This window comes from Nocardia sp. AB354 (genome assembly GCF_049538315.1).
Lineage (GTDB): Bacteria > Actinomycetota > Actinomycetes > Mycobacteriales > Mycobacteriaceae > Nocardia > Nocardia nova.
Genome location: NZ_JBMVFU010000019.1, coordinates 13,699 through 27,701, shown reverse-complemented (window position 1 = coordinate 27,701; position 14,003 = coordinate 13,699). Strand labels below are relative to the sequence as shown.

The window sequence follows — 14,003 nt, the reverse complement described above, 5'->3', positions numbered from 1 at the left end:
GGGCGAGCCTCAGTGGCCGCCGTGCTCGGCGACAGTCGCGCCCTCGTGCCGCGGGGTGTTCGGGCCGGCGTCGACGGGCACCTGCACCTGCACGGTGCCGGCGTTCTTGAAGTTGAAGGTGACGCCGTAGGTCAGGCCCGGCACGATGTCCTTGGTCAGTCCGGTGATCTCGACCAGGATCGGATGCGCGTTCGGGTCGGCCGGCTGATCGGGCGAACCGGCGCCCTCCTGGCGCGGCGACGCGCTGTGCTCCGGCGTGGGCGTGGCGGGCGAGCTGGTGGGCTGCGCGGCGCCGGTGGTCGGCGAGGCGTTCTCGGCGCCCGCCTGGGCGGCCTTGGCGGCCTCCGGGCTCGCGGCGACGACCGTCTGGCCGGGGATCAGTTCCGGCGTGGCCGGGGTGATCTTCACCTGGCCGAGGTCGGTGGTGATGCTGACCAGCTGGTCGGTCTTGGACGAGCCCTCGTTGATCGCGCTGAACGCGACGACGGACTTGCCACCCTTGGCGTTGGTGTACTCCTCCGACTGCGGCAGCAGGATGCGCACGTCACGCAGCGCCACGTTGCCGACGGTGGCCGCGCTGCCGTTGACGGCGGGCACCTGACCCGCGGTCTGCGAGATCTGGCCGGCACCGCATCCGGACAACGCCAGCGCCGCACCGGTGGCCAGCGCGGCAACAGCGATTGCGCGCCGCGACACCTTGGTCACATTCGACGCTGTGGTGGCTTTCAGGGCAGTCACGGGTTGTCCTCCATGTCGACCGGCTCACTCCACGATGGAGAGTAGTAGTAGGCAGCGTAGTAGTTCGCAGGGTGGTCGGTGTGGACCGGTCCGGTGTAATGTTCCGCGGCGACCCGCGAGCCGCGTATCCCGTTCTGCCACAACGGGATGCACACGCATCGCGATCTGTCAAGCCCCAAGGTCGGCCTGTTGTGGCCCCTGACCTGCGCCGTTGATCGCGGCGTTATCGAGTCGCATGTTAAACTGTGAACATCGAAAGGGGCACGGGACACATGATTTTTAAGGTCGGAGACACCGTCGTTTACCCCCACCACGGAGCGGCGCTGATCGAAGCAATCGAGACTCGCACCATCAAGGGTGTTCAGAAAGAGTATCTGGTCCTGAAGGTCGCTCAAGGCGATCTCACCGTTCGGGTTCCCGCAGAGAACGCGGAGTACGTCGGCGTCCGCGACGTCGTCGGCCAGGAAGGTCTCGACCGAGTCTTCCAGGTGCTACGCGCTCCGCACACGGAGGAGCCGACGAACTGGTCTCGGCGGTACAAGGCCAACCTCGAGAAGCTCGCCTCCGGCGATGTGAACAAGGTGGCCGAGGTCGTCCGCGACCTGTGGCGTCGGGAGCAGGACCGCGGCCTGTCCGCCGGCGAGAAGCGGATGCTGGCCAAGGCCCGGCAGATCCTGGTCGGTGAGCTCGCGCTCGCCGAGGGCACCGACGACGTCAAGGCCGAGACCCTGCTCGACGAGGTTCTCGCCGCGGCCTCCTGACCGCATCGCCTTGACGCTCAACTCCCGCCGCGTTGTGGCATTGGTACCTGCCGCCGGTCGGGGCGTTCGCCTGGGTGAATCGACACCCAAGGCATTCGTCCCGGTCGGCGGCAGTCCCATGCTCGTACACGCAGTAGACGGTCTGATCGCGTCCGGGGTCGTCGACCGCATCGTGATCATGGCGCCCATCGAGATGATCGATGCGGCCCGGGAACTGCTCGCCGCCCGTGCCCACGCGGCCAGCTCGATACCGGTCGATGTGGTGGCCGGCGGCGTAGAACGCACCGACTCGGTGCGCGCCGGCCTGGCCGCCGCCCCGGAAGCCACCCATATCCTCGTGCACGACGCGGCCCGCGCCCTGACGCCGCCGTCGCTGATCGAGCGCGTCGTGGACGCGCTGGACGCCGGTCATCGCGCGGTCGTCCCCGGCATCCCGGTGGCCGACACCATCAAGGCAGTCGACGCGGCCGGTGATGTCACCGGGACACCGGACCGCTCCGCACTGCGGGCGATCCAGACTCCCCAGGGTTTCGACGCCGCGCTGCTGCGCGAGGCCTATGCGGTCGACCTGCCCGCCACCGACGATGCCGGACTCGTGGAGGCGATGGGCGCGACCGTCTCGGTGGTTCCGGGCGATCCCCTGGCATTCAAGATCACCGGCCCACTGGATCTGCGACTGGCGAACGCGCTGGTAGCGGACGACTCCACCGCCGCGGGCGGGGCTGCCGGCGCGGCGAACGCCGAGACCGCGGTCACCACGACGACCGAGGCGGCGGTGACCGGATGACCGATTTCACCGCGCTGCGCACCGGCATCGGCAGCGATGTGCATCCCATCGAACCCGGTCGGCCCTGCTGGATGGCCGGGCTGCTGTTCGAGGGCGACGACGGCTGCTCCGGACATTCCGACGGCGATGTGGCCGCCCACGCCCTGTGCGATGCGCTGCTGTCGGCCGCCTGCCTGGGCGATGTCGGCGCGGTCTTCGGCACCGGACGTCCCGAGTGGGAGGGCGTCTCCGGCGCCGCGATGCTGACCGAGGTACGGCGCCTGCTCGCCGAATCCGGATATCGGATCGTCAACGCGGCGGTGCAGATCATCGGTAATCGCCCCAAAATCGGGCCGCGACGCGCCGAAGCGCAAAAAATACTCGGCGAATTACTCGACGCCCCGGTTTCGGTCTCCGGTACGACGTCCGACGGTCTGGGGCTCACCGGCCGTGGGGAGGGAATCGCCGCGGTCGCGACCGCATTACTCGTGCACGACGGGCGATGTAGTACCGCGTAACCGCAGTCGGCGATTCGGTGCGGATTTATCGTTCGCGCCGATCTACGGCGGCGAACTCGGCGCCGGCCGCCGTATTCGCATCCGCGCCGGGCGGCCGCACACTCGCTCCGGAAACATGCCCCGTCGAAATCCGTTCCGGACCCGCGGTGTCATCGCATTCGATGGACCGTGGACCATAGGAGGGGCCCACCCATACCGTTGTTCAACAAGCCTTAGGATGGCTGGTCGTGACTCTGCGCCTGTTCGACACCGCGACGCGGACCCTGCGGGATTTCACCCCGCTGGTCCCTGGACGTGCGTCGGTGTACCTGTGTGGCGCCACCGTGCAGGGCGAACCCCATATCGGGCACGTCCGCAGCGGCGTCGCCTTCGACGTGCTGCGCCGCTGGCTCACCGCGAACGGCTACGACGTGGCCTTCGTGCGAAATGTCACCGATATCGACGACAAGATCCTCACCAAGGCCGCCGCGGCGGGCCGCCCGTGGTGGGAATGGGCAGCGACGCACGAACGCGCCTTCGACCGCGCCTACGAGGCGCTCGGGGTACTGCCGCCGTCGGTGGAACCACGGGCCACCGGGCACATCACCCAGATGGTCGAGATGATGCAGCGGCTCATCGCCCGCGGGCACGCCTACGCGTCGAGCGGCAACGTGTATTTCGATGTGCGCAGTTATCCGGAATACGGTGCGCTGTCCGGGCACAAACTCGAAGATGTGCAGCAGGGCGAGAGCGCCGGCGAGGGTAAACGCGATCCGCGCGATTTCACGCTGTGGAAGGCCGCGAAACCGGGCGAGCCGACCTGGCCCTCGCCGTGGGGACCCGGGCGTCCGGGCTGGCATCTGGAATGCTCGGCGATGGCCGAGTTCTACCTCGGGCCCGAATTCGATATCCACTGCGGTGGTATGGATCTGGTTTTCCCGCACCACGAGAACGAAATCGCCCAATCCCGCGGCGCCGGAGACGGATTCGCGCAGTACTGGCTGCACAACGGGTGGGTGACGCTCGGCGGCGAGAAGATGTCGAAATCGCTCGGCAACACGCTCTCGGTGCCGAATATTCTCGCCCAGGTGCGGGCCGTGGAATTGCGGTTCTATTTGGGCAGTGCGCATTACGCGTCGATGCTCGAATATTCCGAACAGGCGCTGGCGGATGCCGCGCAGACCTATCAGCGACTCGAGGCATTCGTGCAGCGCACCGTCGAGCGGGTGGGTGAGGTCGCGGTCGGGAAATGGACCGACGCCTTCGCCGAGGCGCTGGACGACAATCTCGCGATCCCGAAGGCCCTGGCCGAGATTCATCGCGTGGTGCACGAGGGCAATCGGGCGCTGGAAGCGGGCGCGGGCGAATCGGCGCGCGAGGCCGCCGGACAGGTGCGGGCGATGCTCGGAATTCTGGGCGTCGATCCGCTGGACGCGCACTGGGCCGGCCCGAAGGACACCTCGGCGGCCGAATCCGCGCTCGACGTCCTGGTGCGGGCCGAACTCGAACGCCGCCAGCAGGCCCGCCGCGAAAAGGACTGGGCCACCGCCGACGCCGTGCGCGACCGGCTGGGCGCGGCCGGAATCGACGTCGTCGACACTCCCGGCGGCTCGGATTGGTCGCTGGCCAAATGATTCTCCCAGCGAAGCCTGCTGATCGGGTGCGGGTGTCGCGACCGACACGAAAGGCATACTGATGGCAGGAAATTCGCAGCGACGAGGTGCGATCCGTAAGGGCGGCACCAAGAAGGGCGCCGTCGTCGGCAGCGGTGGTAAGCGCCGTCGCGGACTCGAGGGCCGCGGCGCCACCCCGCCCGCCACCATGCGCAAGAACCACCCCGCCGCGAAACGCGCTGCGGCGGCGGCGAAAGCGGCCAAGGCGACGCAGGGGCAGAACCGCGCCCGGCCGGGTACCCGCAAGGGCGACGACGGGCCGGAGTTGGTGCTCGGCCGCAATCCGGTGGTGGAGTGTCTGCGCGCGGAGGTTCCGGCCACCGCGCTGTATGTCGCGCTGGGCACCGAGAACGACGACCGCCTCACCGAGTCCGTGCAGCGCGCCGCCGATGCCGGAATCTCCATCCTGGAGGTGTCGCGCATCGACCTGGATCGGATGAGCACCAACGGTTTACATCAGGGCATGGCCCTGCAGGTGCCGCCGTACCGCTACGCCCATCCGGAGGATCTGCTGGACAGCGCCCGCGCTTCCGGGACCGCCCCGCTGCTGGTGGCGCTGGACAACATCTCCGATCCCCGCAACCTGGGCGCGGTGATCCGTTCGGTCGCCGCGTTCGGCGGGCACGGCGTGGTGATTCCGCAGCGCCGCAGCGCCAGCGTCACCGCGGTCGCCTGGCGCACCAGCGCCGGCGCCGCGGCCCGGCTGCCCGTGGCGCGTGCGACCAATCTGACTCGCACACTGAAGGATTGGGCCAAGGCAGGTCTGCAGGTGGTCGGCCTCGATGCCGGCGGCGACACCGTCCTCGACGACTTCGACGGCACCACACCGACCGTCGTGGTCGTCGGCTCGGAGGGTAAGGGCCTGTCGCGCCTGGTCCGCGAAACCTGCGACACCATCATCAGCATCCCGATGGCCGGGCCGGTGGAGTCGCTCAACGCCTCGGTGGCAGCGGGAGTCGTGCTGGCCGACATCGCCCGCCAACGCCGCTGAGTGGTCGCAGCCGGGCCATCGGCCATTGAGTTCTGCACCGTCGCAGCCATTTGCGAGGCAGCAGGCGCTCATCCCACCTGGGTGAACGTCTACGAAGCGTGCACCATGGTGGTCTCGGCCCGCCTCGCTTTTGGAGCGACGGAGCGAGGGAGCGCAGCGACTGAGCGGAGGAGTGAAAACTCGAGGCCCAAGGGGCCGAGACCCCCGCCGAAGCGAAGCGTAGGCCGAAGATACAGCTTTTCGGGTGGGCGCACCTTAGACTCGCACGGTGGCCATGAATCAACCCGACTACTGGGGATCGCTGCCTGAGCCGCCGACCGGTAACCCGGTCGAACACCCCCATGCGACGACGGTGCTGATCCTGGGTGTGCTGAGCCTATTGTGTTGTGGCGCATTGGGTCCGGTGGCGTGGGTGATGGGCAAGCGGGCGCTCGACCAGATCGAGATGTCCGGCGGCACCATCGGCGGCCGATCGCAGGTGGTGGTCGGCTATGTGGTCGGCATCGTCGGCACCGTACTGATGGTGTTGTACGCGTGCGTCTTTCTGTTGATGCTCATCGGCGGGCGCTGACCGGGCGGCTCCGGGGGAACTCGCCGGCGGTGGCTCCGGAACCGGTCCGAGGTCGAAGCGCCCGGCTTCGCAGGACTAGGCCGGTTCCTCGGCGGTGCCGTCCAGACCGCGACGCTCGCTCGGCGACGACAACTCGCCCGCGGGCCATTCGGCGCTGATACTGCCCTTCCACTGTGGCTGGCGGCGGTCGCGAAACGCCGCCATGCCCTCGGCCGCGTCCACGCTCTTGCCGACGAAGCCGTGCAGCTCGGATTCCAGCCGGCCGACCGCCTCGGGGCTCATCCCGAGGCCCTCCCAGAGCAGCCGCTTGGTCAGAGCGGTCGGCAGCGGCGCGGAACCGGCCGCCAGGTCGTGCGCCACGGCCAAGGCGGTCGGCAGTACCTCGCCCGCCGGCAGACTGCTGTTGGCCACGCCCATCTGGCGCGCTTCCTCACCGTCGAAGGTGCGGCCGGTGAGCATGATGTCGGCGGCGTTGGCCATTCCCGCCAGCCGCGGCAGTGTCCAGTGCGCGTAGCCGTCGGCCATCGCGCCGCGACGCACCTGATTCAGCCCGTATACGGCATCGGTGGCCATGTATCGCAGATCGCACTGCAGGGCCAGCGACAGCCCGATCCCCACGGCATGCCCGTTCACGGCCGCGATCACCGGCTTGCGGATCTGCCACGGCGGCGGATCGATCGTGCCGCGCACGTCACCGACGCGGGCGGACAGATCGGCGCCCGCGCAGAACGCGGGCGGCGTCCCGGTGATCACCACCGCCCGAATCGCGTCCTCGGTATCGCAGCGCCGCAGCGCGGTCCCGAGCTCCGCCGCCATCGTGGGCGTCATGGCGTTCTGCTGCGCGGGACGGTTGAGCGTGAGTACGGCGACACCGGCGGACACATCGACCTGCAGTTCCGAACTCATGCGACGATCCTAGGTTTGGGTGATCTTTCCCGACCACCTTACTGGCTGTGTTATCTGCCTCCGCTTCGCTGCGGCGGGGTCTCGGCCCCCTGGGCCTCGATTTTTCACTCCTCCGCTCAGTCGCTGCGCTCCCTCGCTCCGTCGCTCCACAATCGAGGCGGGCCGAGACCCTCACGGTGAACGGCTCATGGACGTACGCCTTGACAGATGGCAGCAGGCGCAGGACCGCTATCCCCGCAACACTTGGCGGCCGATCGCGTACTTGTGGACCTCGGTGGGGCCGTCGTAGAGGCGGAAGGCGCGCATATCGCGGAAGATCATCTCGACCACGGTTTCGTCGCTGATGCCGATGCCGCCGAGGACCTGGACGCAGCGGTCGGCGACCTTGAACAGTTCCTCGGACACATACGATTTGGCCATCGAACTCTCGTGGCGAGCCTTGTGGCCCTGGTCCATCAACCAGCAGGCGTGCCAGATGGTCAGGCGGCACTGGTGCAGGGCGATCTCGTTGTCGGCGAGCATGAAGGACACGCCCTCGTGCTCGCCGATCGGCTTGCCGAAGGCCGTGCGGGTCTTGGCGTGTTCGACGGCGATGCTCTGGGCGCGTTCGGCGGCGCCGAGCCAGCGCATGCAGTGGGTGAGGCGGGCGGGGGCCAGTCGCAGCTGGGCGTAGCGCAGCGCCTGGCCGCTCTCTCCCAGCAGCGACTCCTTGGGCAGGATCAGATTCTCGAAACGCACGACGCCGTGGCCGCCGACGTAGTTGCGATCCATCGTGTTCATGGTTCGCTCGATGACGATTCCGGGCGCGTCCCCCTCGGTGAGGAACAGGGTCGGGCCCGCGGGGAGGTGGTCGTTGTCCTCGAGTTTGGCCATGATGATCCACGTCTTGGCCCCGTCGGCCCCGGTGATCAGCCATTTGCGGCCGTTGACGGTGAAGTTCTCGCCGTCGAAGGTGGCGGTGGTGGCGAGCTGGCCGGGATCGGATCCGGCGCCGCCCGGCTCGGTCATCGCGAAGACCGAGCGCTGACGGCCGTCGATCACCGGCATCAGGAAGCGGTCGACCTGCTCGGTGTCGGCGACCTTGGACAGCAGGAACATGTTGCCCTCGTCGGGCGCGGCGCAGTTCATCGCGACCGGTCCCAGGGTGGACCACCCGGCCGCCTCGTACAGCACGGCCTGTTCGACGTGGGTGAGCCCGCGGCCGCCCAGTGCCTCGGGCGCCTGAATGGTGAGCAGCTTCTCGGCCCGCGCCAATTCGACCAATTCCTGGCGCAGATCGTCGTTGGGCCCGTGCGCGGTCAGGCGGGGGTCGCGCTCGAACGGAACGATCTTGTCGATGACGAACCGGCGGATGCGGTCACGTTCGGCGGCGAGGTCGGCGGGTATCGAGAAGTTAATCATGATTCACCTTATGGTCGGGGCCTGAGTGGAGCATACGTCGCCTCCCCACCGAGACTGAAGGCGATTGCCCGCAACTGCCGGACCTCGGGTCTCCCTTCGCCCGGACCCACGCGCAGGCGATCCGATCAACCCATGTTTTCGTGCAGAAACCGTTCGACTTCGGCGCGATAGACAGCGGGCTGGTCGTCGTGGACGAGATGTCCGGCGGCACCGACGACCACATGGCGCACACCCGTCCGAGCGGCCGCCATCTCCCGCATCTGACCTGGCGGCGTGATCGTGTATTCGCCCTCGATCAGCAGGGTCGGCACGCGCACCGCGGCCCATTCGGCCCAGAAATCGCGGGTGCCCCACTCCTCGGAGATGTCGCGGAAGGTCGCGACCGAACCGTGTAACCGGTAGCCGTCTCCGCCGCGCATGAACGAGTTGAGGAAGTAGCGCCCGGCGACCGGGCCGAAAAAGTCCAGTACCGCGTCGGCGTCGGGGAACGGTTGCGGCCAGGCCTCGATCATCTCCGCCCAGTGCCGCGCGGTGCGCCCGCGGAAATCGGGCGCCATATCCTCGACCACCAGCGCCCGGACCCGCTCCGGGTGCGCGGCCGCGAACATCCACCCGTGCAGTCCGCCCATCGAATGGCCGATCACCACCATCGGTTCCGATATCGCGGCGGTCGCGGCGGCCAGATCGGCGACGAATGCCTCGGTGGTGAGCTCCGGCGGGGCCGGTCGGCCGTGCCCAGCGGCGTCGAAGGAGTGGACATGGCCGAATTCGCGCAGCCACGGCACCTGACCCGCCCAGGTCCGCGCGCTGCCCATCAATCCGTGCAGCAGCAGAATCGGCACCCCGGTGCCACCCTCGTCGTACAACATCGGCACCGACGATACGTGCCGCGCGGTGGGATTAGCCTGTGCTCATGGCTGTTGTGAAGATCAATGCGATCGAGGTTCCCGAGGGAGCCGGACCCGAACTCGAGAAGCGCTTCGCCCATCGGGCGCACGCGGTGGAGAATTCCCCCGGCTTCCTGGGCTTCCAGTTGCTGCGCCCGGTCGCCGGTGACAACCGGTATTTCGTTGTGACGCAGTGGGATTCGGAGGAGTCGTTCGCCGCGTGGCGAGACGGACCGGCCAAGGAGGCGCATGCCGGCCAGGCCCGCCAGCCGGTCGCCACGGGCGCCTCGCTGCTGGAATTCGAGGTGGTCCTCGACGTCGCGGCGAAGCCCGCTCAGTAGTTTCTCGCCGCACCCGGTGGTCGGTCCGACCACCGGGTGAGGTGCGCCGGTCGCCCCGGCTCAGCTTTCGAGGGCGGCGTCGAGTTCGATCGTCTCGACGCCGGCCAGAGCCTTGCTGACCGGGCAACCGGCCTTGGCGGTCTGGGCGGCCTGCTCGAAGCCGCCGGCGTCGATACCCGAGACCCGGCCGCGCACGGTCAGCTTGATCGCCGAGATGCGGAAACCGCCCGCGGGATCCGGGCCGAGCATCACGTCGGCATTCACGTCCAGGCTTTCGATGGTGCCGCCGGCGGCGCCGATCTGACCGGACAGCGCCATCGCGTAGCAGGACGAATGCGCGGCCGCGATCAGTTCCTCGGGGCTGGTGGTGCCCTCGGCGGTATCGGCGGTGCGCTTCGGGAACGAGACGTCGAATTTGCCGGCACCGGAACTGGCCAGGTCGACCTGTCCGGAACCGTCCTGCAAGCCACCGGTCCATGCGGTACGCGCGCTGCGTGTAGGCATCGCTGTCCTTTCGTCGAGTGAGAATGAGCCGTCGCGATCGAACCTACTCGCCGCGCGCGCTCGACTCACCGCTGTCCGGCCCGGCGCGATTCCGGCGCGACGCCGCGGCGCTGTTCACGCCATATCGCGGCGCACCATCAGTGCCACTGTGCCGCAGGCGAATACCGCGATGTACACCGCCAGCACGACGAACGACGCCGGTCGGGACAGGATGTCCAGGACGCCCGGCGTCGCCGTGCCGCCCACGGTGCGCATGGCCCCGGCCGCCGAACCCGCCGCGGTCCCCGGCAGATGGTCGGTGAGCGCCCGGACAGGCGAGAAAATCGACGCGACGCCGCGCAGCAGATTCTCCACGACGAGCACCCACACCAGGCCCAGGCCCACCGCCAGTGCCGGACCACGGGCGATCGCCGCGATCAGCGCGCCGGCCAGCGTCCACATACCGAGGATCACCACGCCGGTCGCGAGACCGAGCAGGGTGTGCGCGGCCGTCGGCAGCGTCGGCGTCCGATGCTCGGCGACCCCGATCATCGCGGCCACCCCGGTATCCACCACGAACGCCGCACCGACCAGGCCCACCACCACGCTCATCAGGGAAACCACGGTTCCGCCGACCACCGCACGGCGCGAGGGTCCCTGGGTGAAAACGGTTTTCCAACTGCCCCAGCCGTATCCGCTTCCCACCACCAGCGCGCCCAGGACGAGCATGAGCGCACCGCCGAACATCGCCATGCCCTGGGTGAACACCTCCGGCACGGCCGCGGGCAGCATCAACTGCAACAGCACCTCGCGCGGCTGCCCGTTCGACATCCGGGAACTGCTGCCCGAGGTGTAGGCGAGATAGTTGAACAGATACGCGAAGACGAGATTCAGCGCGATCCAGGTGCCGAGCACGATCCAGAACGCGGGCCACTTCCGCAGCCGTGCGAATTCGGCCCTGGTGCAGGCCACTACGTCGTTCATCGGTGCTCCTGTTTCGTCATCTCGAAAAACACTTCCTCCAGCGACTTTTCGTCGGTGCGCAGTTCCAGCAGATCCGCGCCGGATGCGATCACCGCGCGCGCCACCTCGGGCGCCATTGCCCTGCCGGCATCGACTCTGATGCCGGCGGCGGTCGGTAACGCACGGTGTTCGCCCACCACCCGGCGCACCGCCGGATAGGCCGTCTCCATCGGCTCGGCCCGAACCAGAAGTGTTGCCGCGCCGCGCAATTGACTCACGGTCGATTCGGTGAGCAACTTCCCGCCGGAGATGACGCCGACCCGATCGCAGATTTCCTGCACCTCGCTGAGCAGATGCGAGGAGAGCACGACGGTGTGCCCGTCGGCGGCCAAACCGGTCACCAGTTCTCGCATTTCAGCCATTCCGGCCGGGTCCAGACCGTTGGTCGGCTCGTCGAGAATGAGCAGATCCGGGTTGCCGAGCAGGGCCGCGCCGACGCCGAGGCGCTGCTTCATGCCGAGCGAGTAGGTGCGGAACCGATCGCCTGCCCGGTCGGCGAGTCCGACTCGCGCCAGGATCTCGTCCACCTCGGCGAATCGGTCGCGAGGCCGGGAACCGGCGGTGCGCTCGGTCAGGTGGTAGCGGGCCAGCACGCGCAGGTTGTCGCGGCCGGACAGGTACGGATAGAAGCCGGGCCCTTCGATCAGAACGCCGATGCGCCGCAACGACTCCCGTTCGCCCGGATTCAGGCCCAGCACCGTCGCGGTACCGGAGGTCGGCGCGATCAGCCCGACGAGCATCCGCAGCGTCGTCGTCTTACCGGCGCCGTTGGGGCCGAGAAATCCGTAGATCTCGCCGCGGCGCACGGTCATGGAGACGGCGTCGACTGCCGTGTGGTCGCCGTACTTCTTGGTGAGAGACTCGGTAACCACGACCTCGGTGGCGCTGGCCCGGGTCCGCGTGACCGTGCCGGGGAACTCGCCGGCCGGATCGGCATTCGATCTGTTCATACCTCGACCATCCGCTTCGACCAGCACCGACACATCCGCCGGGGCGCCCGGCTCGGCGTACGTATCTGGACGTAATTCGCGGCGCGCGGGCTCGTGCGGCGACGCGGCGGGGTTACCGTTCGAACTGTGCAGTCGAGTAAACGGCCCGGCGCCCGGGATGTGATGCTGTGCGTCGTCGTGGCCGTCGTCCAGCTGGGCGGCGGGCATGCGGCGAATGCGCATCAGTCCGGCGTGCGTCCACTGGATGCGCTGGGATATGCGCTGCTGGTGGCCGGCCCGCTGCTGTTGACGATGCGCGCGTGGTATCCCCGGGCGGTCTTCGTGGGCGTGCTCGCGGTCACCGTCGCCTATCTGCTGGTCGGGTACGGTTACGGGCCGGTCTTCGTATCGCTGGTCATCGCCTTCCTGACCGCGGCCTCGCGCGGCTCCCGCTGGTACACCTATCCGCTGGTGCCGCTGGGATTCCTGCTGATGGTGTGGCCGGTGCCCGCGCTGCGCGGCCACGGGCCCGGGGGCTGGCCGGTCGTCGGCATCCTGGCCTGGCTCGTGGTGCTGATCGCGATCGCCGAGGGCATCCGGCAGCGGCGTTCGGCGCTGATCGCGCGGCGGCAGCGCGTCGAGGCTGCCCGGCGCAACCGGGAAGCCGAGCGTGCCCGTGAACTGGCCGAGCGCGAACAGCGCGCGGCCCAGGAACGGCTGGCCATCGCGCGCGAACTGCACGATGTGCTCGCCCACAGCCTGTCGCTGATCAATGTCCAGTCGTCGGTGGCGCTGGAACTGCTCGACCGCAAACCCGAACAGGCCGCGACCGCCCTTTCGGCGATCAAAGAGGTCAGCCGCGATGCGCTCGGCGAGGTGCACAGTCTGCTGCGCTCGATCCGCGCCGGCGCGGAAACCGTTGCGGTGCCGACCAGCCCGGCGGTCGGCATCGGCGATCTGGAATCATTGCTGGCTCCGATGCGCGCCGCCGGCACCCCGGTCCACACCCGGATTTCCGGCACACCGCGCCGGGTGCCGGTGGTGGTCGACGTCGCCGCCGCTCGCATCGTGCAGGAATCGCTGACCAATGTGCTGCGGCATGCGCCCGAGGCGGAAGCGACCGTGGCTGTCGATTATTCGCCGAGCGAGCTGTGCATCACTGTGGACAACGAGCGCTCCCCGAATTCTCCACAGTCGTCCACAACCGGTGGCGGGAACGGAATTCCGGGCATGATCGAACGCGCCCGCGCACTGGGTGGCGAGCTCTCGGCAGCACCGCGGCCGGACGGCGGGTTCGCCGTGCGGGCCCGGCTGCCGATTCCGGATCGGCCGGACGCCGGCCTACAGGAGGTGTCGTGAACGAGATCCGCGTCCTGGTCGCCGACGACCAGGCTCTGGTTCGCGCGGGATTCGCCGCGCTGCTGGACGCCCAGGACGGCATCGAGGTCGTCGGGGAGGCCGGCGACGGCGACCAGGCCCTGCGGATGACCCGGGAGCTGCATCCCGATGTGGTGCTGATGGATATCCGCATGCCGGTCCTCGACGGCCTGTCGGCCACCCGCGAGATCGCCGCCGACCCCGGCCTGTCCGAGGTGAAGGTCGTGGTACTCACCACCTTCGAACTCGACGAATACGTCTTCGAAGCCGTGCGCGCGGGCGCCACCGGGTTCCTGGTCAAACACACCGAACCCGCGGATCTGGTGAAGGCGGTGCGCGTGGTGGCCGCCGGAGACGCGCTGCTCTCGCCCAGCGTCACCCGCCGCCTGGTCGCCGAATTCGCCACCCACGCCAAACCCGCGCCCGCCGCGGCGCTGTCGGAGCTCACCGATCGGGAGCGCGAGGTGATGGCGCTGGTCGCGGAAGGGCTCACCAACGCCGAAATCGGCCGGCGCCTCTTCATGAGCCCCGCCACCGCTCGCACTCACGTGAGCCGAATCCTGGTGAAACTCAACGCCCGTGATCGAACGCAACTCGTGGTCCTTGCCTACGAGTCGGGGTTGGTCCGCCCCGGCTGGCAGTAATTCGGGGTCGGTCGC

General features: G+C 68.7%; 16 protein-coding genes. 9 read left to right on the top strand and 7 right to left on the bottom strand.

The window, feature by feature from the left end; translation table 11 throughout:
- Positions 1 to 9: 9 nt before the first annotated feature.
- Entirely contained in the window at positions 10 to 738 is a 729-nt protein-coding gene (locus ACPCUW_RS24675) for a hypothetical protein (protein WP_063010102.1), read from the bottom strand.
- Between the two features lie 272 nt (positions 739 to 1,010).
- Here ACPCUW_RS24675 and carD point away from each other — a divergent pair, with 272 nt between their 5' ends.
- The 6 genes from carD (at position 1,011) to ACPCUW_RS24645 (ending at position 5,997) form a co-directional block, all read left to right on the top strand.
- On the top strand, positions 1,011 to 1,499 hold the full coding sequence (carD, locus tag ACPCUW_RS24670) for an RNA polymerase-binding transcription factor CarD (RefSeq protein WP_019931623.1): 489 nt from the start codon (positions 1,011 to 1,013) through the stop codon (positions 1,497 to 1,499).
- Between the two features lie 10 nt (positions 1,500 to 1,509).
- Entirely contained in the window at positions 1,510 to 2,286 is a 777-nt protein-coding gene (ispD, locus tag ACPCUW_RS24665; protein ID WP_423427379.1) for a 2-C-methyl-D-erythritol 4-phosphate cytidylyltransferase, read from the top strand.
- Between the two features lie 14 nt (positions 2,287 to 2,300).
- The gene (ispF, locus tag ACPCUW_RS24660) at positions 2,301 to 2,783 is read left to right on the top strand and encodes a 2-C-methyl-D-erythritol 2,4-cyclodiphosphate synthase (protein ID WP_063010212.1); all 483 of its coding nucleotides are present in this window, start codon (positions 2,301 to 2,303) and stop codon (positions 2,781 to 2,783) included.
- 227 nt (positions 2,784 to 3,010) lie between these two features.
- On the top strand, positions 3,011 to 4,396 hold the full coding sequence (gene cysS / locus ACPCUW_RS24655; RefSeq protein ID WP_423427377.1) for a cysteine--tRNA ligase: 1,386 nt from the start codon (positions 3,011 to 3,013) through the stop codon (positions 4,394 to 4,396).
- A gap of 61 nt (positions 4,397 to 4,457) precedes the next feature.
- On the top strand, positions 4,458 to 5,426 hold the full coding sequence (gene rlmB / locus ACPCUW_RS24650) for a 23S rRNA (guanosine(2251)-2'-O)-methyltransferase RlmB (protein ID WP_063010106.1): 969 nt from the start codon (positions 4,458 to 4,460) through the stop codon (positions 5,424 to 5,426).
- A 274-nt stretch (positions 5,427 to 5,700) separates the two neighbouring features.
- Positions 5,701 to 5,997 (top strand): hypothetical protein, encoded by a 297-nt coding sequence (locus tag ACPCUW_RS24645; protein WP_063010108.1) that lies wholly within the window; start codon positions 5,701 to 5,703, stop codon positions 5,995 to 5,997.
- 75 nt (positions 5,998 to 6,072) lie between these two features.
- Here ACPCUW_RS24645 and ACPCUW_RS24640 read toward each other — a convergent pair whose 3' ends face one another.
- The 3 genes from ACPCUW_RS24640 to ACPCUW_RS24630 form a co-directional block, all read right to left on the bottom strand.
- Complete coding sequence (locus ACPCUW_RS24640) at positions 6,073 to 6,903, bottom strand: enoyl-CoA hydratase/isomerase family protein (RefSeq protein ID WP_030517324.1); 831 nt, start codon at positions 6,901 to 6,903, stop codon at positions 6,073 to 6,075.
- A gap of 228 nt (positions 6,904 to 7,131) precedes the next feature.
- A complete protein-coding gene (locus ACPCUW_RS24635) occupies positions 7,132 to 8,304 on the bottom strand; it encodes an acyl-CoA dehydrogenase family protein (protein ID WP_030517325.1) in 1,173 nt (390 codons plus the stop codon).
- Positions 8,305 to 8,429: 125 nt separating this feature from the next.
- Positions 8,430 to 9,173, bottom strand: a complete 744-nt coding sequence (locus ACPCUW_RS24630) for an alpha/beta fold hydrolase (protein ID WP_423427374.1) — start codon at positions 9,171 to 9,173, stop codon at positions 8,430 to 8,432.
- Positions 9,174 to 9,217: 44 nt separating this feature from the next.
- Between ACPCUW_RS24630 and mhuD the strand changes: the two genes are divergently transcribed.
- A complete protein-coding gene (mhuD, locus tag ACPCUW_RS24625; protein WP_030517327.1) occupies positions 9,218 to 9,532 on the top strand; it encodes a mycobilin-forming heme oxygenase MhuD in 315 nt (104 codons plus the stop codon).
- Between the two features lie 60 nt (positions 9,533 to 9,592).
- On the opposite strand, the gene ACPCUW_RS24620 is transcribed toward mhuD, so the two are convergent.
- The 3 genes from ACPCUW_RS24620 to ACPCUW_RS24610 form a co-directional block, all read right to left on the bottom strand.
- Positions 9,593 to 10,036: an OsmC family peroxiredoxin gene (locus ACPCUW_RS24620; RefSeq protein WP_423427372.1), complete on the bottom strand. Its 444-nt coding sequence runs from the start codon at positions 10,034 to 10,036 to the stop codon at positions 9,593 to 9,595.
- Between the two features lie 114 nt (positions 10,037 to 10,150).
- Positions 10,151 to 10,999 (bottom strand): ABC transporter permease, encoded by an 849-nt coding sequence (locus ACPCUW_RS24615; protein WP_423427371.1) that lies wholly within the window; start codon positions 10,997 to 10,999, stop codon positions 10,151 to 10,153.
- On the bottom strand, positions 10,996 to 11,988 hold the full coding sequence (locus ACPCUW_RS24610) for an ABC transporter ATP-binding protein (protein ID WP_423427370.1): 993 nt from the start codon (positions 11,986 to 11,988) through the stop codon (positions 10,996 to 10,998). The genes ACPCUW_RS24615 and ACPCUW_RS24610 overlap by 4 nt, the downstream gene beginning before the upstream one ends.
- 126 nt (positions 11,989 to 12,114) lie before the next feature.
- Between ACPCUW_RS24610 and ACPCUW_RS24605 the strand changes: the two genes are divergently transcribed.
- A complete protein-coding gene (locus ACPCUW_RS24605; protein WP_423427368.1) occupies positions 12,115 to 13,326 on the top strand; it encodes a sensor histidine kinase in 1,212 nt (403 codons plus the stop codon).
- Positions 13,323 to 13,988: a response regulator transcription factor gene (locus ACPCUW_RS24600; RefSeq protein ID WP_030517332.1), complete on the top strand. Its 666-nt coding sequence runs from the start codon at positions 13,323 to 13,325 to the stop codon at positions 13,986 to 13,988. Before ACPCUW_RS24605 ends, ACPCUW_RS24600 begins: the two co-directional genes overlap by 4 nt.
- Positions 13,989 to 14,003 lie beyond the last annotated feature (15 nt).